Origin of the sequence: uncultured Halomonas sp. (assembly GCF_947501415.1) — a bacterium.
Taxonomy (GTDB): Bacteria; Pseudomonadota; Gammaproteobacteria; order Pseudomonadales; family Halomonadaceae; genus Halomonas.
This window is the reverse complement of sequence record NZ_CANMVL010000001.1, coordinates 72958-94887: the sequence shown is the minus strand read 5'-3', so window position 1 is coordinate 94887 and position 21930 is coordinate 72958. Positions and strand designations below refer to the sequence as shown.

Here is a 21930-nt window from a genome sequence, read left to right as displayed (position 1 = left end):
GCGTGCCGCAACGCAGGTTGACCCTTACCAACAAGCGTGGGCTTCATGCCCGCGCCGCCACCAAGCTGGTCCAGTGCTGCCAGCCCTTTACTGCCCACATTCAGGTGGCCAACGGCCCGATGCGAGGGGAAGCCAACAACATCATGTCGCTGCTGATGCTGGCCGCGCCCTGCGGCACCGAGCTCACCGTAAGTGCCGAAGGCAGGGACGCCGAACAGGCCCTCGACGCCATCGAGGCCCTGTTCGACGCCCGCTTCGACGAGGATGAGTAAAAAGCCGTAAGCCCGCCTCAGCCGCCGGCCACCGTCATCTCGTCGATCAGCCAGCTGCCGGTATGGATGCTGCCGCGGGTATCGATATCGCTGCCCACGCCAGCCAGCCCCCTGAACATCGTTTGCAGGTTTCCCGCAATGGTGAACTCCTCCACCGGGTACTGAATCTTGCCGTTCTCCACCCAGAAGCCGGCCGCCCCCCTCGAGTAGTCCCCGGTGACGCCATTGACCCCCTGCCCCATCAGCTCGGTGACCAGCACCCCCCTGCCCATGCGGGCAAGCAGCTCATCGCGTGATGCCAGCGGCGCCGTGATCCGCAGGTTGCGAGCCCCGCCGGCATTGGCGGTGGTCTGCATGCCGAGGCGGCGCGCACTGTAGGCCGAGAGCATGTAGCTGGCCAGTCGCCCCTTGTCGATAAAGAGGTTGTCACGAGTCTGAACGCCATCGTTGTCGAAGGGCGAACTGGCCATGGCACCGGTTTCCATGGGCTTCTCCTGCAGGCTGAACCACTCTGGGAAGAGTGCATCGCCGAGACGGTCGCAGAGGAAGGTTGCCTGGCGGAACAGCGCGCCACCGGCGATGGCACTCATCAACGAGCCGACCAGCCCGCCGGCCAGGTTCGGGTCGAAGAGTACCGGCATCCGCCCGGTAGCCGGACGCCTTGCCCCCAGGCGGCGCAGTGTGTGCTCGGCGGCACTCTCGCCGACCCGTTCAGGTGCCAGCAGATCGCGCGGGTCCCGGGCGCTGGTGAAGTCATAGTCACGCTGCATGCCGGCATCGTCTTCGGCGATCAGCATGCAGGAGAGCGAGTGGCGACTGCCACGCTGGCTGCCCAGGAAGCCATGGCTGTTGGCATAGACCCTCACCCCCTCGCCGCTGGAGAGCGAGGCGCCGTCGGAGCTCTTGATCCCGGCCTTGCCGCGGCCGGCGGCCTCGCAGGCCAGCGCCAGCTCGACTGCCTCTTCGGTGGTCAAGGCCCAGGGGTGGTGCACATCGAGGTCCGGCAGATGAGTGGCCATCAGCGCGGCGTCGGCCAGGCCGGCGGCGGGATCCTCGCCGGTATAGCGAGCAATGGCGATGGCCTTCTCGACCACGGCACGGATGGAGGCTTCGCCGGCATCGGTGGAGGAGGCACTGCCCTTGCGCTGGCCGAGATAGACCGTCACCGCAATGCCCTGATCGCGCGAGAGCTCGACGGTTTCCACCTCCCCTTCGCGAACGCTGACGCCGACGCCCTGGTCGACGCTGGCGCCCACTTCGCAGGCGTCGGCCCCCAGCTTCCGGGCCAGTTCCACGGCCTGTCGGGAACGGCTCTCCAGAAGGGTCTGCTGTGCGGCGGCATCGAAAGCCTGTGTCATCTCTAATCCTCCTTCGGCGGGGCTGTGAGCCACGCCTGTGATGTTCATTCTCAGCCCGGTGAAACGGACTGGTATACTGTCGGGACACCCAGCCCCAACCGATGGAAGCGGCATGTCCCAGGAATCTCCCCGCGAGTTGCTCGATCAGATCCTTCAGCAGCCGGACAACGACGAACGCCCCAGCAAGTCCCAGCTCAAGCGCGAGATGCAGGCGCTGCAGACGCTGGGCGAACAGATCATCGCCATGACCCCTGGCGAGCGAGCGCGCTTTCCCCTCTCCGACGATATGCTCGCCGCCGTGGAAGAGACCTCACGCATCCGCTCCCATGAGGGACGGCGGCGCCACATGCAGTACATCGGCAAGTTGATGCGTCGCGAGGATCTCGCGGCGATCCGTGCCGTCCACGACGAGATCGAGCAGGAGACGCTGCGCCGCGACCACGCCTTTCATCGCCTCGAAAAGTGGCGCGACCGCCTCGTCGACGAGGGCGACGCCGCGGTGGAGGCCTTCGTGGCCGACTACCCCCACGCCGACCGCCAGGCCCTGCGCCAGCTGATCCGCAATGCCCAGCGCGAACGTGCCCAGGACAAGCCACCGGCCAGTTCACGCAAGCTGTTCAAGCTGATCCGCGATACCGCCGGGCTGTAGGAGCCCGGTATACCGGGCGATTGGCGCCGCCATCGCCCAGCGAGCTTGGCTCCTACACACCATTCGTCTACGACTGGGTGCCACCTACGGTCAGCTCGTCCAGCTTGAGGGTCGGCTGGCCGACACCCACCGGTACGCCCTGCCCCTCCTTGCCACACACGCCGATACCGGGATCCAGTGCCATATCATGGCCGATCATCGAGACTCGCCCCATGGCCTCGGGGCCATTGCCGATCAGCGTCGCCCCCTTCACCGGGGCGGTGATCCGGCCATCCTCGATCAGATAGGCTTCACTCGCCGAGAACACGAACTTCCCCGAGGTGATATCCACCTGGCCACCGCCGAAGCTCACCGCATAGAGGCCACGCTTGACGCTTTTGAGGATGTCGTCGGGGTCATCCTGACCGGCGAGCATGACAGTATTGGTCATGCGCGGCATCGGCAGGTGGGCAAAGGATTCGCGGCGGGCATTGCCGGTGGGCGCCATGCCCATCAGCCGCGCGTTCAACTTGTCCTGCATATAGCCGGTGAGGATGCCATCCTCGATCAGCGGGGTACGCTGACCCGGGGTCCCCTCGTCATCGACGCTCATCGACCCGCGGCGGTCGGCCAGGGTGGCGTCATCGACCACGGTCACACCCGGTGCGGCGACGCGCTCGCCCATACGGCCGGCGAAGGCTGAGCTTCCCTTGCGATTGAAATCTCCCTCCAGGCCGTGACCTACCGCCTCATGGAGCAGGATGCCCGGCCAGCCAGGCGCCAGCACCACCGGCAGCTGGCCCGCCGGGGCATCGACGGCCTCCAGGTTGACCAGCGCCTGACGCACCGCCTCCTTGGCGAAGCGTTCGGCGACACCCTCATCGCGCAGGCGCGACATGGGATAGCGGCCACCACCGCCGGCACTGCCACGCTCGCGTCGACCATTGCGTACGACGATCACGCTTACGTTGAAGCGCACCAGGGGGCGGATGTCGGCCGCCAGGGTGCCATCGCTGGCACGCACCAGCACCACCTCATGGACCCCCGAGAGCGAGGCACTGACCTGGCTGACCGAGGGGTCGGCGGCTCGGGCCACGCGATCCGCCTCCTTGAGCATGGCGACCTTCTCCTCGGCGCTGAGCCCGGCGAGCGGATCGACCCCGGCATAGCGCGACGGGGGACCGACGGCAACCGGCGTGCCCAATGGCAGACGGTTGCCGCTGCGCACGATGCCGGCCGCGGTACGCCCGGTCTCGCCAAGCGCATCGGCGGTAATCTGATTGGAGTAGGCGAAGCCGGTCTTCTCGCCGGCCAGGGAGCGCACGCCCACCCCGCCGTCGATGTTGTAGCTGGCCTCCTTGACCTCGCCATCTTCCAGCACCCAGCCCTCATGCCAGCTGCGCTGAAAGTAGAGGTCGGCGTAGTCGATACCCGCCCCCATCGCGTGGCCGAGGCCGGTGTCCAGGTCATCCAGAGAGAGACCACCGGGCGTCAGCAGGATGCCGGCGGCTTCATCAATCAATGCGTGTCTCGCTTGGGTCATTCGGCGCTTTCCACTGAAATCCGCGGCGAGGTCCAGGGACCACGCACGCGATAATGAATTCGGGTAACACTGTCGATGGCATCACCGAACAGGCGGTCCGCGATGAACAGGGCCCCACCCACCACCGGAGCACCGGCGATGACCGCCGCCAATGGCAGGTTGCGGCTAACAGGCAGTGTGACGCCCAACCGCATGTCGAGTTCCCGACGTGCCAACGCGACGCTGCCATCGAGAGTGAAGCGAGTGGCAGGGCCCACGATCTGGACCGGCCCCCGCGTCTCGAGACTGCCACCATACAGGGTCGCCGCGCCAGTGACACGGTCGAAGGCCGTCCCTCGCCCGGTCATGTCGGAGAAGTCCAGCCGCAGACGGCGCACCAGGTTATCGATATTGAGCAGCCCCACCAGACGCGCCGGGGCCGACTCCAGCTTGACGAAACGGCCATCACGCAGCTCCGCCTCGACGCTGCCCCGGGAGCGCTCCAGGGCAAACTGCCAGGGCGTCCCCGGCCAGGCCAGCTGGCTCTTGACCCTTGTCTCGCCGCTACGGATCACCGGGTCCTGAGCCAGGCGTTCCAGTGCCGTTCCCAGGTCCCGTCCTACCAGCTCCAGGCGCGCACGGGTCAGGCTGGCCTCGGGGCCCGCCGCCTCCCAGACCAGCTCGCCATGGGCACTGATCTCCCCCAGGGTAAGTCCCAGGGGAGCGATACTGAGTCTCTCGGGCGTCGCCTGCCAGCGAGCGGTCAGAGGCCCCAGACGCCGGCCCTGGCGCTCGATATCGGCGATGCGCAGACGCCCGCCGGGCAGGTCGTCGACCCAGCCGGGAAGCGGCTGCGGCTCTGGAGGCGTGGCAATCTCGTCGAGCAGCGAGCCGACCTGCTGGCCGGTGGGCATCAACGCATCCAGCGAGAGGCGACTCAGGCCGATGTCCAGAGGCTCAGCGAGTCGGGGCCGATAGTCGAGCCGCCCCTCAAGCAGACTGCCATCCAGAGCCACATGCCAGCCGCCGCCAGGCTGCGGACGAGCGGTGGTATAGAAGGAGCCGAGGCAGCGATCCTCATGCTGCAGACAGTCGCTGGCCACACGCACCTCGCGGAGGTCAAGGCCTGCCCCCCCTGTGCCACGACTGCCTGTCACCCCCGAGAGCGCCTCGCTCCATGCGGCGGGAGAGAGGCGCGGCAGGTAGGCATCGACCCACCAGCCCGACCCCGAGGGCCAGGCACCCGCGGATTGGCGGCCCAGCCACACCTGCCCCTGGCTACGCTCACCACCGGGTAGCGAGCGCCAGCGCAGTTTCAGTGCCTCGCCCAGGCGTCCATCCAGGTAACCTTGGGTCAGATTCATGTCGAGCCGCAGAGGGCGAGACTGAGCCGCAGGCTTGCCCAGCGGCGCCGGCAGATCGGCGGCCAGCCCCTGGAGTGAGCTCTGCAGGCGCAGGGAAACCTCGTCGCCGACGCCCAGCCGGCCACGCCAGTCGAAACGCCCGGTCAGTCGCTCGGCAAGGGCGGACGCGCCCCCCAGCTCGAGCAGCGCCTTGGCCTCGGCACCCCCGGCGAGGTCGAGCCCGCCATTCAAGGTGTCGATATCGGCACGCAATGGCCCGCCGAGCAGGCGCCCCTCGAGCCGTCCCGTGAGCCCACCCTCGGCGCCCTGCTGACGCCAGGTCAAGGGACCACGCAGCTCCCTGGCACGCAGCCCCAGGGGCTGATATTCGATAAGGTCAAGACTCGCCTGGGTCTCGATCGAGAGGTCCAGCGCCTCGGGCCGCTCCAGGGGCAGCTCGAGTTGCAGGGCGCCCTCGGCATGCCCTTCGGCTTGCCACTCTTCCATGATTGCCATGCCCTCTACCGGCATGTTCAACAGGAAGCGTCGCAGCGCGGAGGCGCTGGCATACAGTTCGCCTGCTACCTCCAGGTGTTCGTCGGCAAGCCGTACCCGGCCATCGCTCGCTTTCACACCGAGACTCTCGGCATGCTTTACCTCGGCCTCGAGAAGGGTGTCATCGAGCCGCATTCGCCCCTCGATACCCTCCAGCACCGGCCACCCCGGCGCCATGGGCAGACGGCCGTCGCGAATGGCGAGGTCGAGGCCAAAACTCGGCGGTGGCTGATTATCCTGGTCTTCGTCGCCACCGGAGAGCGGCACATGCAGGCGCAGCGAGCCCTCGGGAACCCGACCCGCCACGCCATCGGCCAGCCAGTCGCGCAGGCCGTCATCGAGGATAGCTACCGGCAGCCACTCGACAAGCGGCGTCTCCACGGCATCGACCTCCTCGAGGGCCAGGGTCAGGCCGAAGCCACCCCGCCCCCCCTGCCCGGCGGAGAGACCGAAACCACCGCTGACCTCGGCACCGTTCCACCCCACCCGCAGATCACGACCACTGACCATGCTACGGGGGCCATCATAGACCCAGTGCACCTTCCCGGAGGCGTGATCGAGCGCCATGGGGGCGGCGAAGACCTCGGGGAAGTGAAGGGTGGACGTCTCGTTGCCGCTGAAGCGCACCAGGCCGTGACCACCCCGCGCCTCGACCCACATGTCCAGGGGGCCGCCCCCTGGGGCCTGCTGCCAGGGCGACACCTCGACACCATGCAGGGACGCCCGCGCCTGCCACTGCCCCTCCTGGAAGCCAAGCCCGAAACCGGCCACTCGGCCGCGTGGATCGAGGCTGTCCACTGCCCGAGCCAGAGCCTCGGGCAGCGGCACCCGATCGCGCCAGGCAGCCAGGGACCCCAGGTCGAAGGCGCTGGTATTTAGCCACCACTCCTCGCCATCGCCGCTCAGATGCCAACGGTAGGGCAAGGCAGGCCCCCAGCGCGACGCCAGTTCGTCCGGCTCGCTCTTCTCGGGACTCTCGGCATTGCCCTGAAACCAGGCCTGCCAACCGCTCTCCCCCCTCAACCACTGGCCGCGCCCGGTCACGCTATCCAGCGCCAGTTGATGACGCACGCCCTTGGCGTCGCGATGGCTGACGGCCAGCCGCTCGACATCCAGCGCCAGGCGGGCATCGGCCAGGTGGCCACGGTGCCAGCGCCCCCACAGGCGGGCCTCGCCCCGCGCCTCGTCGAGGTGCAGCGGCTGATCACGCCCCAGCACCGCGGCCAGCTCCACTAGCGTATCGAGCCGCATGTCGGCCTGCAGGGCGGCACTGAAGTCACGAAATCCGACCTCGCCAGGCAGCACCTCCAGGGCTACCTGCATCGCCACATCGGCGTCGCCCACCAGGCGCAACCTGCCCTCGAGATGGGCGCGTCGGGCATCGCCGGTCATCAGCAGCCGCGGCGCCTCGAAGGCGACGCGTCGCTCTTGGCCATGCAGCACCACGCGTACATCCTCGGCCCAGGCCCGTTGGCGCAGCAGCACCCCGACCCAGAAGTCGAGACGCTCGAGATCGAACTCCCCCTCGGGCTGAAGCTCGGGGGGGAGCTCGGCGGGGTCAGGCCAGTGCCAGCCTCCCTGTGCGCTCTGATAGAGGTGCAGGGTCATGCCGTCGAGACGCGCCCCCTCCACCACCGGCAGCCCTTCACGCAGGCTCTGCCAGGTATCCAGGCGCAGATGCCCCCCCTTCACCTCCAGCAGTGGCCGGTCACCATCGCGGGTACGCAGGCTCAGTGCACCAAGCTTGAGATAGGGGTCGAAGCGCGCCAGTCCGCCCTCCAGCGAGTCGATCCGGGTCTGTGCCGCGAAGCGCGCAGACAGCAGTGCCTCCAGCCGTGATGCCTGGCCATCGGCAAGGCCAAGCGCCAGTCGCGCCAGCAGTGTCAGGCTCGCCACTATTGCCAGCCCCAGGGCCAGCAGGGTCAGGGTCCAGCGCATCACCTGGCGGGTCACGGGCATGGGCTCACATCAGCACGATGTCGTACTGCTCCTGGGAGTAGTGGGTCTCCACCTGGAAGCGGATGGGCTTGCCAATGAACTCTTCCAGATCGGCCACCGCCGCCGACTCCTCGTCGAGCAGGCGGTCCACCACCGCCTGGGACGCCAGCACCATGTAGGTCTCGGCGCTATAGGCCCGCTCCTCACGCAGGATCTCGCGAAAGATCTCGTAGCAGACCGTCTCCGGGGTCTTGAGCGTTCCGCGACCCCCGCAGGTCGGGCAGGCTTCACAGAGGGTCTGCTCCAGACTCTCGCGGGTACGCTTTCGGGTCAGCTGCACGAGGCCAAGCTCGGTGACACCGGTACACTTGGTCTTGGCGTGATCCCGCTCCAGCGACTGCTCGAGCATGCGCAGCACCTGACGCTGGTGCTCGGGATCCTCCATGTCGATGAAGTCAATGATGATGATGCCACCCAGGTTGCGTAGACGGAGCTGGCGGGCGATGGCGGTCGCCGCCTCGAGGTTGGTCTTGAAGATGGTCTCCTCGAGGTTGCGATGCCCCACATAGCCGCCGGTATTGACATCGATGGTGGTCATCGCCTCGGTGGGGTCGATCACCAGGTAACCACCGGACTTGAGCTGCACCTTGCGCCCCAGCGCCTTGTGGAGCTCGTCTTCGACGCTGTAGAGGTCGAAGACCGGTCGCTCGCCGGCATAGTGCTCGATACGCTCCACCGCATCGGGCATGAACTCCTCGGCGAACTCCACCAGCCTGACGTAGTTCTCCCGGGAGTCGATGCGCACCTTCTCGATATCGTCACGCATCACATCCCGCAGGATGCGCATGAACAGCGGCAGGTCATCGTAGATCACGCTGGGCGCCGAGGAGGTGACCTTGCGCTCGCTGACCTTGCGACATAGCCGCAGCAGGAAGTGCATATCGGCGGCCAGCTCCTCGACACCCACCCCCTCGGCGGCAGTGCGCACGATAAAGCCACCGGTCACCTCCAGGCTCTGCTGGGCCTGGGCCTCCTCGATCAGGCTGCGCAGCCGCTCGCGCTCGCGTTCGTCTTCGATACGCTGGGAGACGCCATGGTGGGGCGCATCCGGCATGTAGACCAGATAACGCGAGGGTACCGAGAGATGAGTGGTCAGGCGCGCGCCCTTGGAGCCGATCGGATCCTTGGTCACCTGCACCACCAGCGCCTGCCCCTCGTGGAGCAGATGTCCGATGGAGAGCTGCTCCTCGGCCGGCGTGCCGGCCGGCATCACCTCATGGGCATGGATGAAGGCGGCGCGGTCGAGGCCGATATCCACGAATGCCGCCTGCATGCCGGGGAGGACTCTGACCACCCGGCCCTTGTAGATATTGCCGACGATGCCGCGACGGCAGGAGCGCTCGATGAAGGCCTCCTGCAGTACGCCGTTTTCCACCACGGCGACGCGGGTCTCCATCGGCGTCAGATTGATCAGTACTTCGCCGCTCATGCGGAAATCCTTGTCCAGAATGCCTTGCGGCCATTATGACATAGTGTCAAGCCTCCAAGGCGTTGATCCGTTCATCATGACAGGGCGATCGCCGATGGCAGCACCACTCGACAAGGCAATTCCGGCGAGAGGCTGCCGTCGCAATCAGCGCATCACGACCCGAGCGCCCCGCCCCATAGCGCCACCCCCTGACGGCGCAGCAGCTCGGCGGTCTCGTAGAGCGGCAGCCCCACCACCGCGGAGTGGCTGCCGGCAATATGCTCGACAAACACCGCCGCACGCCCCTGGATGGCATAGCCACCCGCCTTGTCGGCGGGCTCCCCGGTGGCCCAGTAGGCGGCGATCTCGGCATCGGAGATCTCACGCATCACGACCCGCGTGGCGACACAGCGCTCGAGCAGGCCCGCGGGGCCGGTCACTGCCACCGCTGTGAGCACCCGATGCTCGCGGCCGGCCAGGGAGCGCAGCATGGCGGCGGCGTGCTCGGCTCCCTCGGGCTTGCCGAGAATCTCACCGTCACGCACCACGGCGGTATCGGAGCCAAGGGTCGGCAGGCGAGAGCGCTCGGCACCGGCCAGCGCCTTGTCGCGGGCCAGGCGGGCGACATAGGCCTCGGCCCCCTCACCCGGAACCGGGGTCTCGTCGATATCCACCGGACATGCCTCCAGGGACACACCGATGGACGCCAGCAGGTCGCGGCGCCGCGGTGATGCCGAGGCCAGACAGAGAACAGGGGGAGTGATGACGGACATGGATAGCCTCCGATCAGCCACCGGTCAACCGCCGCCCCAGTGCATTGAACAGGGTGGCGAACCAGGGCCAGAGCAGCGCGCCGATCAGCGCCGGCGTCAGGAAGGAGAGATGAATGGAGAAGGGTCCCAGCAGGGTTCGCAGCCACTGCTCGCCCAGCTGCATAAAGCCCAGCAGCACCAGCACCATCAGGGCCTGCTGGAGCAGCGAGTAGGCACGAAATCGCGGATAGACCAGGGCACACAGGAAGGCCAGCAGCGACAGCAGCAGGGCGTTCTGGCCCAGCACCGCCCCCTCGATCAGGTCGAGCAGGATGCCCAGCACGAAGGCGTGAAGCACGCCCACCCGAGAGGGTGTCTTCATGCACCAGTAGACCAGCATCAGACCCAGCCAGTCGGGCCGCCAGATCTGCCAGCCTTCGGCCAGCGGCATCACCTGCAGGCAGAGCGCCAGCAGGAGGGAGAACCAGATCCAGGGAAGCGCCAGGTTGGCGGCGGAAGGAACGGCCATCAGCGTGCCTCCTCGTGGTCATCACGGGCAGTGGCCCGGCGCGTATCGGCCTCATCGCTCACCGCTCGGGCGGCCTGGATGGCGCTCAAACTGATATCGCCTTCCCAGCCGGGATCATCGAAGCGCGGCCGACTCGGCGGGAAGAGCAGCAGGAAGTGGCGCGAGCGCTGTAGCTGCGCCACCGGGGTCGCTGTCACCCGGGCGAAGGGTTCGCCCGGGTCATGCACCACCCCATCCACTCTCGCCACCGGATAGCCCGGGGGGAAGCGTCCTGCCAGGCCGGAGGTAACCAGCAGATCACCCTTGCGGATATCGGCGGTGTCGGGCACATGACGAACGCTGAGGCGATCATAGCGTCCGCCGCCCTGGAGGATATAGCGAAGACCATTGCGATTGACTCGCACCGGCAGCGCATGACTGGCATCGGCCACCATCAGCACCCGACTGGAGTAGGCCAGTACCGAGGTCACCTGACCCACCAGCCCGGCGGCATCCATCACCGGCTGCCCGACATAGACCCCATCGCGGCGACCGCGATCCAGCACCATCTGATGGGCGAAGGGATCAGGATCCAGTGACAGCAGCTCGGCGGTCATGAAGGGCATGTCATGCTGGCGAGCGGCGGCCAGCAGCTCGCGCAGGCGCACGTTCTCGGCGGTCAGGTCCGCCATGCGCTGCACCCGGTGGGATAGCGTCAGGAGCTGTTCACGCAGCCGCCGGTTCTCGTCGACCAGGTCACGCTGATCGGAGAGTGCCAGGGTCCCCCAGCTCAGCACGCTACTGGGCAGGCTGACGATCCACTGGATCGGCGCCACCGCCGTGCTGAGCTGGGCACGCACCTCCTCCATGCGGGTCAGGCGAAGATCGGCAACCATCAGCGCAAGCGCCATGATCGTGCAGACCAGCAGACGATAGATGGGCAGCGATCCCTGCGAGAACAGCGGCTTGATGACGCGTCTCCCGGATCAGTCGCTGGACAGCAACTCGAAGGTGTGCTTGTCGATCATCTCGAGGGCCTTGCCGCCCCCCCGCGCCACGCAGGTCAGCGGATCCTCGGCCACGATCACCGGCAGACCGGTCTCTTCGGCGATCAGCTTGTCGAGGTCGCGCAGCAGTGCGCCGCCCCCCGTCAGCACCAATCCACGCTCGGCGATGTCCGAGGCGAGCTCCGGGGGAGACTGCTCCAGGGCATTCTTCACCGCGGCAACGATGGAGGCCAGGGTCTCCTGAAGCGCATCCAGGATCTCGTGGGAGTTCAGGGTGAAGCTGCGGGGAATGCCCTCGGCCAGATTGCGGCCGCGTACATCGATCTCGCGAAGCTCGCCGCCCGGATAGGCACAGCCGATCTCCTCCTTGATGCGCTCGGCGGTGGCCTCGCCGATCAGGCTGCCGTAGTGGCGACGCACATAGCCGGTGATCGCCTCGTCGAAGCGGTCGCCGCCTACGCGAATCGACTCGGAGTAGACGACGCCGTTCAGGGAGATGATGGCGATCTCGCTGGTGCCACCACCGATATCCACGACCATGGAGCCCTGGGCCTCCTCCACCGGCAGGCCGGCGCCGATGGCGGCCGCCATCGGCTCCTCGATCAGGAACACCTCGCGGGCACCGGCACCCTCCGCGGACTCCTTGATGGCGCGACGCTCCACCTGGGTCGACATGCAGGGCACGCACACCAGTACCCGCGGGCTGGGCGTCAGGAAGGTGCTCTGATGCACCTTGCGGATGAAGTGCTGCAGCATCTGCTCGGTAACGGTGAAGTCGGCGATGACGCCATCCTTCATCGGCCGGATGGCCGTGATGTTACCGGGGGTGCGGCCCAGCATGCGCTTGGCGTCGGAGCCCACGGCGGCCACGCTGCGCATGTTGCCGGACTGGCGAATGGCCACGACCGATGGCTCGTCAAGCACGATGCCTCGGCCGCGGACGTAAATCAGCGTATTGGCCGTTCCCAGGTCGATCGAAAGATCGCTGGAGAACAGTCCCCTCAAGCGTTTGAACATGGAAGTCGTTACCTAGTGCAGTCCGGGAGCCCTGTGCGGAGGCAAACGGTATCACCGCGCCCCCTCAGCAGCAAGCAAAACCCCGGGGCAAGGGCGCACCGAGACCCTGCCCGCGCGACGCCGAATATGGTACCTTCAGCGGCCTGATTTTTTTCATCGAGGACATCCGACTCATGGCGCTTGAACACGCTGACGTGCTCAGGGCCGCGCATCTTGCCCGGCTCGGCCTCTCCGACGAAGACGCCACCCACTACCTGGACGACCTCGGCCGCATCCTCGAGATGGTCGACCACCTCCAGGCGCTGGACACCGAGGGCATCGCGCCCCTGGCCCACCCGCTGGATGCGACCCAGCGGCTGCGCGCCGACGAGGTCACCGAGACCGACCGTCGCGACCATTTCCAGCGCTGTGCCCCGGCGGTGGAAAATGGCCTCTATCTGGTACCCCGCGTCGTCGAGTAAGCCACTGCCTACGGAGCCTCCGGCCCATGCATGACAAGACACTGACCGAACTCGCCGCCAGCCTGGCGGCGGGCGAGTTCACCAGCCGCGAGCTGACCGAACACCAGCTTGGCCGCATAGAGCGCCACGATGGTGCCCTCAACAGCTTTATTACCGTCACGCCGGACGCGGCGCTGGAAGCGGCGGACCACGCCGATGCCTCCCGCGCTCGTAGCGAGGCCGGCCCGTTGACCGGCCTGCCGGTAGCGATCAAGGACCTGTTCTGCAGCGATGGGGTACTGACCACCGCTGGCTCGAAGATGCTGTCCAATTTCGTCGCTCCCTATGACGCCTGCGTGGTGGAGAGGCTCAAGGCCGCCGGCACGGTAAGTCTCGGCAAGACCAACCTGGACGAGTTCGCCATGGGCTCCTCCAACGAGAGCAGCGCCTTCGGTGCGGTGCAGAACCCCTGGGACACCACCGCCGTACCCGGTGGCTCCTCCGGCGGCAGCGCCGCTGCAGTAGCCGCGGGCCTGGCGCCTGCCGCCATGGGCACCGATACCGGCGGCTCGATCCGCCAGCCCGCTGCCTTCTGCGGCATCACCGGACTCAAGCCCACCTATGGGCGCATATCGCGCTGGGGCATCATCGCCTACGCCTCGAGCCTCGATCAGGCGGGTCCCATGGCGCGAACCGCCGAAGACTGTGCGCTGCTGATGAATGCCATCGCCGGCCATGACCCCAGAGACTCGACCTGCGTGGCCCGCGGTGTGCCCGACTACACCGCAGACCTCGCCGCTCCGCTGTCCGGCCTGAAGATCGGCCTGCCCAGAGAGTATTTCGGCGACGGCCTCGACCCCGCGGTGGAAGCCGCCGTGCGCGAGGCGGTGGCGGTCTACGAATCACTGGGCGCCACGGTCCGCGAGGTCAGCCTCCCGCACACGCACTACGCCATCCCCGCCTACTACGTGATCGCCCCGGCGGAGGCCTCGTCCAACCTGTCGCGCTATGATGGCGTACGCTTCGGCCATCGCTGCGAAAACCCCTCTGATCTGATCGACCTCTACAAGCGATCGCGGGCCGAGGGCTTCGGCGAGGAGGTCAAGCGGCGCATCCTGATCGGGACCCACACCCTCTCCGAGGGCTTCTTCGACGCCTACTACAAGAAGGCCCAGCAGGTACGCCGGCTGATACGCCAGGATTTCCTCGACGCCTTCGAGGAGGTCGATGTGCTGATGGGGCCAACGTCCCCCACCCCGGCCTTCGATCTCGGCGCCCAGAAGGACCCGGTCTCCATGTACCTCCAGGATATCTACACCATCGCCGTCAACCTGGCCGGCATTCCCGGCATCAGCGTGCCGGCCGGCTTCGTGGGCAAGCGCCCGGTGGGGCTGCAGATACTCGGCACCCACTTCGCCGAGCAGCGCCTGCTCAATGTCGCCCACCGCTACCAGCAGGCCACCGACTGGCACCTGCGTCGCCCCGAGCTTGCCGAGGAGAACGCCTGATGCAATGGGAAACCGTGATCGGTCTGGAAGTTCACGTCCAGCTCGCCACCCAGTCCAAGATCTTCTCCGGCGCCTCCACCGCCTTTGGCGCCGACCCCAACACCCAGGCCTGCGCGGTGGATCTGGGCATGCCCGGCGTGCTACCGGTGCTCAACGAGCAGGCGGTGGCCATGGCGGTGCAGTTCGGGCTGGCGATCCACGCCGAGATCCCCGAGGTCTCGGTATTCGACCGCAAGAACTACTTCTACCCCGATCTGCCCAAGGGCTACCAGACCAGCCAGATGTATCACCCCATCGTGGGCCCCGGCGAGGTCGAGATCGGCCTGGATGATGGCACGACCAAGCGCATCCGGGTCCACCACGCCCACCTCGAGGAGGATGCCGGCAAGTCCCTTCACGAGGACTTCCATGGCATGACCGGTATCGATCTCAATCGTGCCGGCACGCCCCTGCTGGAGATCGTCTCCGAGCCGGACATGCGCTCGGCCAAGGAGGCCGCCGCCTACCTCAAGGCGATCCACTCCATCGTGACCTATCTGGGCATCAGCGACGGCAATATGGCCGAAGGTTCGATGCGCTGCGACGTCAACGTCTCGGTACGCCCCAAGGGACAGGCCGAGTTCGGCACCCGCGCCGAGATCAAGAACGTCAACTCCTTCCGCTTCGTGGAGCGCGCCATCGAGTTCGAGGTGGAGCGCCAGATCGAGCTGATCGAGGATGGCGGCGAGGTGGTCCAGGAGACCCGCCTGTTCGACCCCGAACGCGACGAGACCCGCAGCATGCGCACCAAGGAGGAGGCCAACGACTACCGTTACTTCCCCTGCCCAGACCTGCTGCCGGTGGTACTCGACGCGGCCTACGTCGACCATCTGCGCGAGAGCCTGCCGGAACTGCCCGACGAGAAGCGTGCCCGCTTCCAGGGCGAGCTGGGGCTATCCGCCTACGACGCCGGGGTGCTCGCGGCGAGCCGCGAGATGGCCGAGTACTTCGAAGTGGTCAAGGACACCTGCGGCGATGCCAAGCAGGCCGCCAACTGGGTGCAGGGTGAGCTCTCCGGCGCACTCAACCGTGAGGGGCTGTCGATCCACGACAGTCCGGTCAGCGCCGCTCAGCTCGGCGAACTGATCGCCCGCGTGATGGACGACACCATCAACGGCAAGGCCGCCAAGCAGGTATTCCAGGCGCTCTGGAATGGCCAGGGCGAGAGCGCCGATGAGGTGATCGAGGCCAAGGGACTCAAGCAGGTCACCGACAGCGGCGCCATCGAGGCGATGATCGACCAGGTGATTGGCGACAGCCCCGCCCAGGTGGCCCAGTACCGCGACGCCGAACCCGAGAAACGCGGCAAAATGATCGGCTACTTCGTGGGACAAGTAATGAAGGCGTCTCGCGGCACCGCCAACCCACAGCAGGTCAACGCGCTGCTCAAAGAAAAGCTGGACGCCCTGTGCTGATGCCCGGGGTGCTCCAGCAAGCCAAGGAGGTCCGGCATGGCCGATGATGTAGGTGAACGGCTGCGCGCCTTGCGCACCCTGCGCGGCATCTCCCAGCGCGAGCTGGCCAAGCGCTGCGGCGTGACCCACTCCAGCCTGTCGTTGATCGAGCAGGGCAAGGTGAGCCCCTCGGTCAGCTCGCTGAAGAAGATCCTCGATGCCATCCCCATGAGCGTCGGCGACTTCTTCACCCTGGAGCTGGAGTCGGGACGACGCGTCTTCTATTCGGCCGAGGAGCTGGCCGACGTGGGCTCAGGGGACGTGGTGTTCAAGCTGGTGGGCGCCGATCGTCGCGATCGTGCGCTCTCCTTCATGGTCGAGACCTACCCCCCCGGGGCCGATACCGGCCGCGAGATGATCACCCATCAGGGTGAGGAGGCCGGCGTGGTGCTGGAGGGCGAGATCGAGATCACCATCGGCGCAGAGACCCGCACGCTCAAGGCCGGCGAGGCCTACTACTACGAGACCAACGTGCCCCACCGCTTTCGCAACCCGGGCGACGAGCCCTGCCGCCTGGTCAGCTGCGCCACTCCCGCCCGGGCCTTCTAGGCGAGCTCACTCCTTCTTGAGCTTATCGATCTGCGCGCGCAGCGCCTCCGCCTCTTCGGTGAGGGAGGCGTTGGCGCGCATGTCGCCATTGCGTGCGGCCTGCATCGCCTGCTCGAGCTTGTGCTCGTAGGCCTTCTGCAGCTTCTTCGCCGGATCCGTCTTGAAGAGTCCGAACATGGGGCACCTCCTGTGGGGTCGTGTCTCCACAGGCTATCCTCTCCATAACGATAAATCTATACAAGAGCTGTACTGAAACTCCGATACTGTAAGAAAAAGAGGCCGACACCCGGGTGCCGGCCTCCTGCTTATCGCTTCATCGTGGCGTCGCGTCAGCTGGAGAGCGATATCCACACGCTCTTGAGCTCCGAATACTCCTGCAGCGAGTGGTGGGACTTGTCGCGACCGTTGCCCGACTGCTTGACCCCGCCGAAGGGCACGGTCTGGTCGCCGCCGGCCCAGTTGTTGACGAACACCTGGCCAGATTCCAGGCGCCGGGTCACGCGCATGATGCGGTCGATATCCTGACTCCAGAGGCCTGCGGCCAGGCCATAGACGCTATCGTTGGCAAGCCGCACGGCCTCCTCCTCGCTGTCGAAGCCGAATACCGAGAGCACCGGGCCGAAGATCTCCTCACGCCCGATGGCCATCTCCGGGGTCACGCCATCGAACACCGTGGGGGTAATGAAGAGCCCGGGGCCGTCCAGGACCTGGCCGCCGGCACGCAAGCGGGCGCCCTCCTCCTGACCCTGGCGAATAAACTCGAGCACCCGACGGTACTGGGTCTCGTCGACCATGGCGCCCATGAAGCTCTCGGGATCCAGCGGGTCGCCCGGCTGCATGGTCTCGGCGCAGGCCACCACCTTGTCGATAAAGGTCTCGCGGATCGAGTTCTCCACCAGCAGTCGTGAGCCGGCGATGCAGACCTCGCCCTGGTTGTGGAAGATCGCCTCGGCGGCATGCTTGGCCACTCGATCCAGGTTCTTGCAGTCGGCGAAGACGATATTCGGGCTCTTGCCACCGCACTCCAGATAGAGCCGCTTGAGATTGGACTCGCCGGCGTACTGCATCAGCTGCTTGCCTACCCCGGTAGAGCCGGTGAAGGCCAGGCAGTCAACATCCATGGAGAGCGCCAACGCCTTGCCCACGGTGTGACCGAAGCCCGGCAGCACCTGGAAGACACCACGCGGAATCCCCGCCTCCTGAGCCAGCTGGGCCAGGCGCAAGGCCGACAATGGAGACTTCTCCGAGGGCTTGAGGATCACGCTGTTGCCTGCCGCCAGCGCCGGGGCCACCTTCCAGGCGGTCATCATCAGCGGGAAGTTCCAGGGCACGATGGAGGCCACCACCCCGAGCGGCTCCCTAAGCACCAGGGCAAGGGCCTCCTCACCGGTGGGGGCCACCTCGCCGTAGAGCTTGTCGATGCACTCAGCCTGATAACGGAAGCAGCCGATGGCGCCCGCCATGTCACCCAGGGCACTCTGGATCGGCTTGCCCATATCGAGGGTATCGAGCAGCGCCAGCTCCGCCTTGTGGGTCTCCATCAGGTCGGCCAGGCGCAACAGCACCCGCTTGCGCTTGCCGGGGGCCAGTCGTGACCAGACGCCACCCTCGAAGGCGGCACGCGCATGGCTGACGGCCACATCCGCGTCGGCGGCATCACAGCTCGCCACCTTTGCCAGCACCTCGCCGGTGGCCGGGTTGACCGTCTCGAAGGTCTCTCCACTGGCCGCCGGGACGAAGACATCATTGATAAAGGCGCGGGACTCGAAGGTCAGGTCGGCGGCACGCTGGCGCCATCCGGCCAGGGTCTGGGGCATTTCGTTCTTGAACATCTCGGAATGACTCACGTCAGGCTCTCCTTGATCTTGTCGGGCGTGGTGACAGCCAGCCGCTGATGGGTAGCGTCAAGGGCGGCGCGCGCCTTGTCGACCAGTTCGTCGATCTCTTCACGGCTGATCACCAGAGGGGGTGAGATGATCATGGTATCGCCCACAGAACGCATGACCAGCCCCGAGGCGAAACTGTGGTCGCGGCACAGGTTGCCTGCCCCCAGCGCCTTGTCGAAGCGCTCACCGGTCTCAGGGTCCACCAGCTCCAGGGCCCCCACCAGTCCAAGCGAGCGCGCCTCGCCGACCAGCGGATGGTCGCCAAGCTCTCCCCACCGTTCGGCCAGGTAGGGCCCCAGGTCGTCACGCACCCGCTCGACCACGCCCTCGGCCTCCATCAATTCCAGATTCCTGAGCGCCACCGCCGCACAGGCGGGGTGTCCCGAGTAGGTAAAGCCGTGGAAGAACTCGCCCCCCTCTTCGATCAGGGTATCGGCCACGCGATCCCCGACCAGCACCCCTCCGATGGGCAGATAGCCCGAGGAGAGTCCCTTGGCGATCGGCATCAGATCGGGCTCGAGATCATAATGGACGCTACCGAACCACTCCCCCAGGCGGCCGAAGCCACAGATGACCTCGTCGACCACCAGCAGGATGTCGTACTTGTCGAGCACCGCCTTCACCGCCGGCCAGTAGCTCTGCGGCGGAATGATGGCACCACCGGCACCCTGCACCGGCTCGGCGATAAAGGCCGCCACGTTCTCCTCACCCAGCTCGAGGATCTTCGCCTCCAGGGCCGCGGCACACTCGAGACCGAAGGCGTCCGGGTCCTGCCCCTGCGATCGCCCCTCGCCGAACCAGTAGGGCTGCCGCACATGGCTGATGCCCGGCACACAGGGACCGCCCTGCTCATGCATGGGTGCCATGCCGCCGAGGCTCATGCCGGCCACGGTGGAACCATGGTAGCCATTCTCACGACCGATGACCCACTGCTTCCCGGGCTTGCCCTTGAGCGCCCAGTAGCGGCGCACCATGCGCAGCACCGTATCATTCGCCTCGGAGCCGGAGCCCGTGAAGAAGACACGATTCATATGCTCGGGCGCCAGCGAGACCAGCTTTTCCGCCAGCTGCACCGCCGGTGGGTGCGTGGTCTTGAAGAAGTTATTGTAGTAAGGCAGCTGATGCATCTGTTCCGCGGCGGCCGCCACCAGCTCCTCACGGCCATAACCGAGATTGACGCACCACAGCCCCGCCATGCCGTCGAGGATGCGATTGCCCTCGGAGTCGATGATATAGACGCCCTCGGCGCGTTCGATGATGCGGCTGCCCTCCTCCGCCAGAGACTTGAAGTCGGTGAACGGGTGCAGATGATGCGCGCGATCGAGGCGCTGCAGCTGGCCAGTCTTCGAGGCTGACATGACGAAGCCCTCCCGGGATCGATGGTGTAAGATGTTATTGTTTAATCAACATACCCTCCCCTGCGGTATCTGCCAACCCCTTTCCAAAACATGGCGACAATATCTCTATAAAATATTGATTTATATGAAAATATTGAGAAATTAAAAAATCGACATTCAACTAAAGTTATGACAAACACCTTGACGCCCCCAACCCTCTAGGTCATTTTTCATTGACGCCCTGCACACTCGCTCGGCGCCATCAACAACAAGCACCCGGAGCGAACATGACCACGATCCTGAGCAGCTGGACGATGCGTCTGGCCCTACTACTGACACTCTGTCTCGGCACACTGCCCAGTCAGGCGGCAACACTCAGCACGCCCGATACGATCCTGCAGGGCGTCGCCTTCGACCTGACCCTGGAAGAGCTCCCCGAAGGTTCCCTCACGCTGCGCCTCAACGACCAGACCTTCGAGGTGGTCGGTGTCGATGGCGGCAGCGCGCTGGTCGAGGGACTCACCCTGAACGACAGCGCCGCCAGCCTCGAGCTGATCGATGCCAGCGGGAGCACGCTGGCCAGCGAGACGCTGACGGCAATTCCCGCCTGGCTATCGCTGCTGCCGGCCCTGGTGGCGATCGTCCTGGCGCTGGCGTTTCGCCAGGTGATCCTGGCACTCTTCGTCGGCATCCTGCTGGGCGGCTGGATCATGCACGGCATGGATTTCGGCGCTCTCTCCAGCGCCTTCGGCGACTCGGTCAATGTGCATGTCCTTGAGGCCGCGAGCGACAGTGAGCACATGTCGATCGTGCTGTTCTGCCTGCTGATCGGCGGCATGGTGGGCATCGTCTCCCGCAACGGCGGCACCCAGGGCATCGCCCAACGCATTTCCCGGGTCATACGCGGGCGACGCCAGGCACAGACCTCGACCTTCCTGCTGGGGATCGCGATCTTCTTCGATGACTACGCCAACGCGCTGATCGTGGGCAACACCATGCGCGCAATCACCGACAAGATGGCGGTCTCCCGGGCCAAACTCGCCTATATCATCGACAGCACCGCGGCTCCGGTCTCCGCCATCATGCTGGTGACCACCTGGATCGGCTTTCAAGTGGGGTTGATCAGCGAGGCGATGAGCAACATCAGTGACTGGAACGAATCGGCCTATTCGGTATTCGTCAACGCCATTCCCTACAACGCCTACCCGATCCTGGCCCTGGCCTTCGTGTTCATGACCACCTGGCTGGGTCGCGACTTCGGTCCGATGCTCACCGCCGAGCGCCGAGCCCTCGACGCGGGCGGCCGTCGCACCACCCTCAGCGACCGCGAGGCGATCGTCGAGGAAGCGGAGATCAATACCAAGCCCAATATCCCGATTCGGGCCATGAACGCCATCGTGCCGATGCTGGTGCTTGCCGCCATCACCCTCGGCGGCATCTATACCACCGGCCTCGAGGCCCTGGGGCCCGGCTCCCACTCCCTGCGCGACATCTTCGGCGAGGGCGACTCCTTCAGCTCGATGATGTGGGGCTCACTGGCTTCCTGCGTGGTCGCCGTCATCATGACCCAGGCCCAGCGCCTGATGGCCATGACCGAGACCAGCCACTACTGGTTCGAGGGCGTCAAGTCGATGCTGCTGCCGATCACCATCCTGATGATGGCGTGGGCACTGGCCAACGTGAACGCTTCCCTGCAGACCAGCGACTTCCTGGTGGCGGCCCTCGGGGAGAGCCTCAGCCCGGCATGGCTGCCCGCGGTGATCTTCGTGCTGGCCGGCTTTACGGCCTTCGCTACCGGCTCCTCATGGGGCGTGATGGGCATCATGATGCCGCTGGTCGTGCCCCTGGCCTGGGCCGTGCTGGAGCAGAACGGCATGAACGGCACGGCGGAAGGCATGCCCATCCTCTACGCCTCGGTGGCGTCGGTGCTTGCCGGCGCGGTCTGGGGAGACCACTGCTCGCCGCTGGCAGATACCACCCTGCTCTCCGCCATGGCCAGTGGCTGCGATCTGGTCGAGCATGTCCGCACCCAGCTTCCCTATGCCCTGCTGGTGGGGGCGGTGGCGCTGATCTTCGGCAACCTGGCGGTCGGTTACGGCATCAGCTGGTGGCTGGGGCTGGCGGTCGGCGCCCTGATACTGCTGGGCACCCTGCTGGTCGTCGGCAGACGTCCGGAGCGCCAGCCCGTCACTGCGCAGGGCGCCATCAACACCCCGGACCAGGCGCCCCGATAACAACCCTGGCGCCATCCCCCTAGAACCTCCAATAGAACCACAGAGCCCGCGGCCATGGCCGCGGGCTCTGTGAATTGGCGCATGTTAGCTTGGTGAATGCCAGGCTGGCGACATC

At 66.2% G+C, this 21930-nt stretch carries 18 protein-coding genes; 7 read left to right on the top strand and 11 right to left on the bottom strand.

Annotation, left to right across the window (positions count from 1 at the left end; translation table 11 throughout):
• Positions 1–2: 2 nt before the first annotated feature.
• Positions 3–272 (top strand): HPr family phosphocarrier protein, encoded by a 270-nt coding sequence (locus Q0894_RS00385; protein ID WP_299230463.1) that lies wholly within the window; start codon positions 3–5, stop codon positions 270–272.
• A 17-nt stretch (positions 273–289) separates the two neighbouring features.
• Here Q0894_RS00385 and pmbA read toward each other — a convergent pair whose 3' ends face one another.
• Positions 290–1630 (bottom strand): metalloprotease PmbA, encoded by a 1341-nt coding sequence (pmbA, locus tag Q0894_RS00380; RefSeq protein ID WP_299230462.1) that lies wholly within the window; start codon positions 1628–1630, stop codon positions 290–292.
• A gap of 112 nt (positions 1631–1742) precedes the next feature.
• Between pmbA and yjgA the strand changes: the two genes are divergently transcribed.
• The gene (yjgA, locus tag Q0894_RS00375; RefSeq protein WP_161422512.1) at positions 1743–2279 is read left to right on the top strand and encodes a ribosome biogenesis factor YjgA; all 537 of its coding nucleotides are present in this window, start codon (positions 1743–1745) and stop codon (positions 2277–2279) included.
• Positions 2280–2346: 67 nt separating this feature from the next.
• Here yjgA and tldD read toward each other — a convergent pair whose 3' ends face one another.
• The 7 genes from tldD to Q0894_RS00340 all read right to left on the bottom strand — a co-directional run bounded on the left by tldD (position 2347) and on the right by Q0894_RS00340 (position 12368).
• Entirely contained in the window at positions 2347–3801 is a 1455-nt protein-coding gene (tldD, locus tag Q0894_RS00370; protein ID WP_299230459.1) for a metalloprotease TldD, read from the bottom strand.
• Positions 3798–7637, bottom strand: a complete 3840-nt coding sequence (locus Q0894_RS00365) for an AsmA-like C-terminal region-containing protein (RefSeq protein ID WP_299230457.1) — start codon at positions 7635–7637, stop codon at positions 3798–3800. Before Q0894_RS00365 ends, tldD begins: the two co-directional genes overlap by 4 nt.
• Positions 7638–7641: 4 nt before the next feature.
• The gene (rng, locus tag Q0894_RS00360; RefSeq protein WP_299230456.1) at positions 7642–9105 is read right to left on the bottom strand and encodes a ribonuclease G; all 1464 of its coding nucleotides are present in this window, start codon (positions 9103–9105) and stop codon (positions 7642–7644) included.
• 152 nt (positions 9106–9257) lie between these two features.
• The gene (locus Q0894_RS00355; protein ID WP_299230454.1) at positions 9258–9857 is read right to left on the bottom strand and encodes a Maf family protein; all 600 of its coding nucleotides are present in this window, start codon (positions 9855–9857) and stop codon (positions 9258–9260) included.
• Positions 9858–9870: 13 nt separating this feature from the next.
• Positions 9871–10365, bottom strand: coding sequence for a rod shape-determining protein MreD (gene mreD / locus Q0894_RS00350; protein WP_299230453.1), 495 nt, complete (start codon positions 10363–10365; stop codon positions 9871–9873).
• Positions 10365–11273, bottom strand: coding sequence for a rod shape-determining protein MreC (mreC, locus tag Q0894_RS00345; RefSeq protein ID WP_299230607.1), 909 nt, complete (start codon positions 11271–11273; stop codon positions 10365–10367). The genes mreD and mreC overlap by 1 nt, the downstream gene beginning before the upstream one ends.
• Positions 11274–11330: 57 nt before the next feature.
• On the bottom strand, positions 11331–12368 hold the full coding sequence (locus tag Q0894_RS00340) for a rod shape-determining protein (protein ID WP_132042291.1): 1038 nt from the start codon (positions 12366–12368) through the stop codon (positions 11331–11333).
• Positions 12369–12541: 173 nt separating this feature from the next.
• On the opposite strand from Q0894_RS00340, the gene gatC reads away from it, so the two are divergent.
• From gatC to Q0894_RS00320, 4 genes are read left to right on the top strand one after another with little or no spacing between them, the layout of a single operon-like run.
• Complete coding sequence (gene gatC, locus Q0894_RS00335; protein ID WP_195689453.1) at positions 12542–12829, top strand: Asp-tRNA(Asn)/Glu-tRNA(Gln) amidotransferase subunit GatC; 288 nt, start codon at positions 12542–12544, stop codon at positions 12827–12829.
• A gap of 26 nt (positions 12830–12855) precedes the next feature.
• Positions 12856–14316: an Asp-tRNA(Asn)/Glu-tRNA(Gln) amidotransferase subunit GatA gene (gene gatA, locus Q0894_RS00330; RefSeq protein WP_299230450.1), complete on the top strand. Its 1461-nt coding sequence runs from the start codon at positions 12856–12858 to the stop codon at positions 14314–14316.
• Positions 14316–15770 (top strand): Asp-tRNA(Asn)/Glu-tRNA(Gln) amidotransferase subunit GatB, encoded by a 1455-nt coding sequence (gene gatB / locus Q0894_RS00325; protein WP_299230448.1) that lies wholly within the window; start codon positions 14316–14318, stop codon positions 15768–15770. Before gatA ends, gatB begins: the two co-directional genes overlap by 1 nt.
• 36 nt (positions 15771–15806) lie before the next feature.
• The gene (locus Q0894_RS00320) at positions 15807–16358 is read left to right on the top strand and encodes a cupin domain-containing protein (protein ID WP_132042287.1); all 552 of its coding nucleotides are present in this window, start codon (positions 15807–15809) and stop codon (positions 16356–16358) included.
• A 6-nt stretch (positions 16359–16364) separates the two neighbouring features.
• Here Q0894_RS00320 and Q0894_RS00315 read toward each other — a convergent pair whose 3' ends face one another.
• The 3 genes from Q0894_RS00315 to Q0894_RS00305 all read right to left on the bottom strand — a co-directional run bounded on the left by Q0894_RS00315 (position 16365) and on the right by Q0894_RS00305 (position 19602).
• On the bottom strand, positions 16365–16535 hold the full coding sequence (locus Q0894_RS00315) for a DUF6435 family protein (RefSeq protein ID WP_299230445.1): 171 nt from the start codon (positions 16533–16535) through the stop codon (positions 16365–16367).
• 152 nt (positions 16536–16687) lie between these two features.
• On the bottom strand, positions 16688–18175 hold the full coding sequence (locus Q0894_RS00310; RefSeq protein WP_299230605.1) for an aldehyde dehydrogenase: 1488 nt from the start codon (positions 18173–18175) through the stop codon (positions 16688–16690).
• Positions 18176–18201: 26 nt separating this feature from the next.
• Entirely contained in the window at positions 18202–19602 is a 1401-nt protein-coding gene (locus Q0894_RS00305) for an aspartate aminotransferase family protein (RefSeq protein WP_299230443.1), read from the bottom strand.
• Positions 19603–19868: 266 nt separating this feature from the next.
• Between Q0894_RS00305 and Q0894_RS00300 the strand changes: the two genes are divergently transcribed.
• Entirely contained in the window at positions 19869–21815 is a 1947-nt protein-coding gene (locus Q0894_RS00300) for a Na+/H+ antiporter NhaC family protein (protein WP_299230441.1), read from the top strand.
• Positions 21816–21930 lie beyond the last annotated feature (115 nt).

What these genes read in the sequence shown, in the direction of transcription:
- pmbA (WP_299230462.1), bottom strand. Translation starts at nt 1,630, where the DNA reads ATGACACAGGCTTTCGATGCCGCCGCACAGCAGACCCTTCTGGAGAGC.
- yjgA (WP_161422512.1), top strand. Translation starts at nt 1,743, where the DNA reads ATGTCCCAGGAATCTCCCCGCGAGTTGCTCGATCAGATCCTTCAGCAG.
- tldD (WP_299230459.1), bottom strand. Translation starts at nt 3,801, where the DNA reads ATGACCCAAGCGAGACACGCATTGATTGATGAAGCCGCCGGCATCCTG.
- Q0894_RS00365 (WP_299230457.1), bottom strand. Translation starts at nt 7,637, where the DNA reads ATGCCCGTGACCCGCCAGGTGATGCGCTGGACCCTGACCCTGCTGGCC.
- rng (WP_299230456.1), bottom strand. Translation starts at nt 9,105, where the DNA reads ATGAGCGGCGAAGTACTGATCAATCTGACGCCGATGGAGACCCGCGTC.
- Q0894_RS00355 (WP_299230454.1), bottom strand. Translation starts at nt 9,857, where the DNA reads ATGTCCGTCATCACTCCCCCTGTTCTCTGTCTGGCCTCGGCATCACCG.
- mreD (WP_299230453.1), bottom strand. Translation starts at nt 10,365, where the DNA reads ATGGCCGTTCCTTCCGCCGCCAACCTGGCGCTTCCCTGGATCTGGTTC.
- Q0894_RS00340 (WP_132042291.1), bottom strand. Translation starts at nt 12,368, where the DNA reads ATGTTCAAACGCTTGAGGGGACTGTTCTCCAGCGATCTTTCGATCGAC.
- gatC (WP_195689453.1), top strand. Translation starts at nt 12,542, where the DNA reads ATGGCGCTTGAACACGCTGACGTGCTCAGGGCCGCGCATCTTGCCCGG.
- gatA (WP_299230450.1), top strand. Translation starts at nt 12,856, where the DNA reads ATGCATGACAAGACACTGACCGAACTCGCCGCCAGCCTGGCGGCGGGC.
- gatB (WP_299230448.1), top strand. Translation starts at nt 14,316, where the DNA reads ATGCAATGGGAAACCGTGATCGGTCTGGAAGTTCACGTCCAGCTCGCC.
- Q0894_RS00320 (WP_132042287.1), top strand. Translation starts at nt 15,807, where the DNA reads ATGGCCGATGATGTAGGTGAACGGCTGCGCGCCTTGCGCACCCTGCGC.
- Q0894_RS00315 (WP_299230445.1), bottom strand. Translation starts at nt 16,535, where the DNA reads ATGTTCGGACTCTTCAAGACGGATCCGGCGAAGAAGCTGCAGAAGGCC.
- Q0894_RS00310 (WP_299230605.1), bottom strand. Translation starts at nt 18,175, where the DNA reads ATGCCCCAGACCCTGGCCGGATGGCGCCAGCGTGCCGCCGACCTGACC.
- Q0894_RS00305 (WP_299230443.1), bottom strand. Translation starts at nt 19,602, where the DNA reads ATGTCAGCCTCGAAGACTGGCCAGCTGCAGCGCCTCGATCGCGCGCAT.
- Q0894_RS00300 (WP_299230441.1), top strand. Translation starts at nt 19,869, where the DNA reads ATGACCACGATCCTGAGCAGCTGGACGATGCGTCTGGCCCTACTACTG.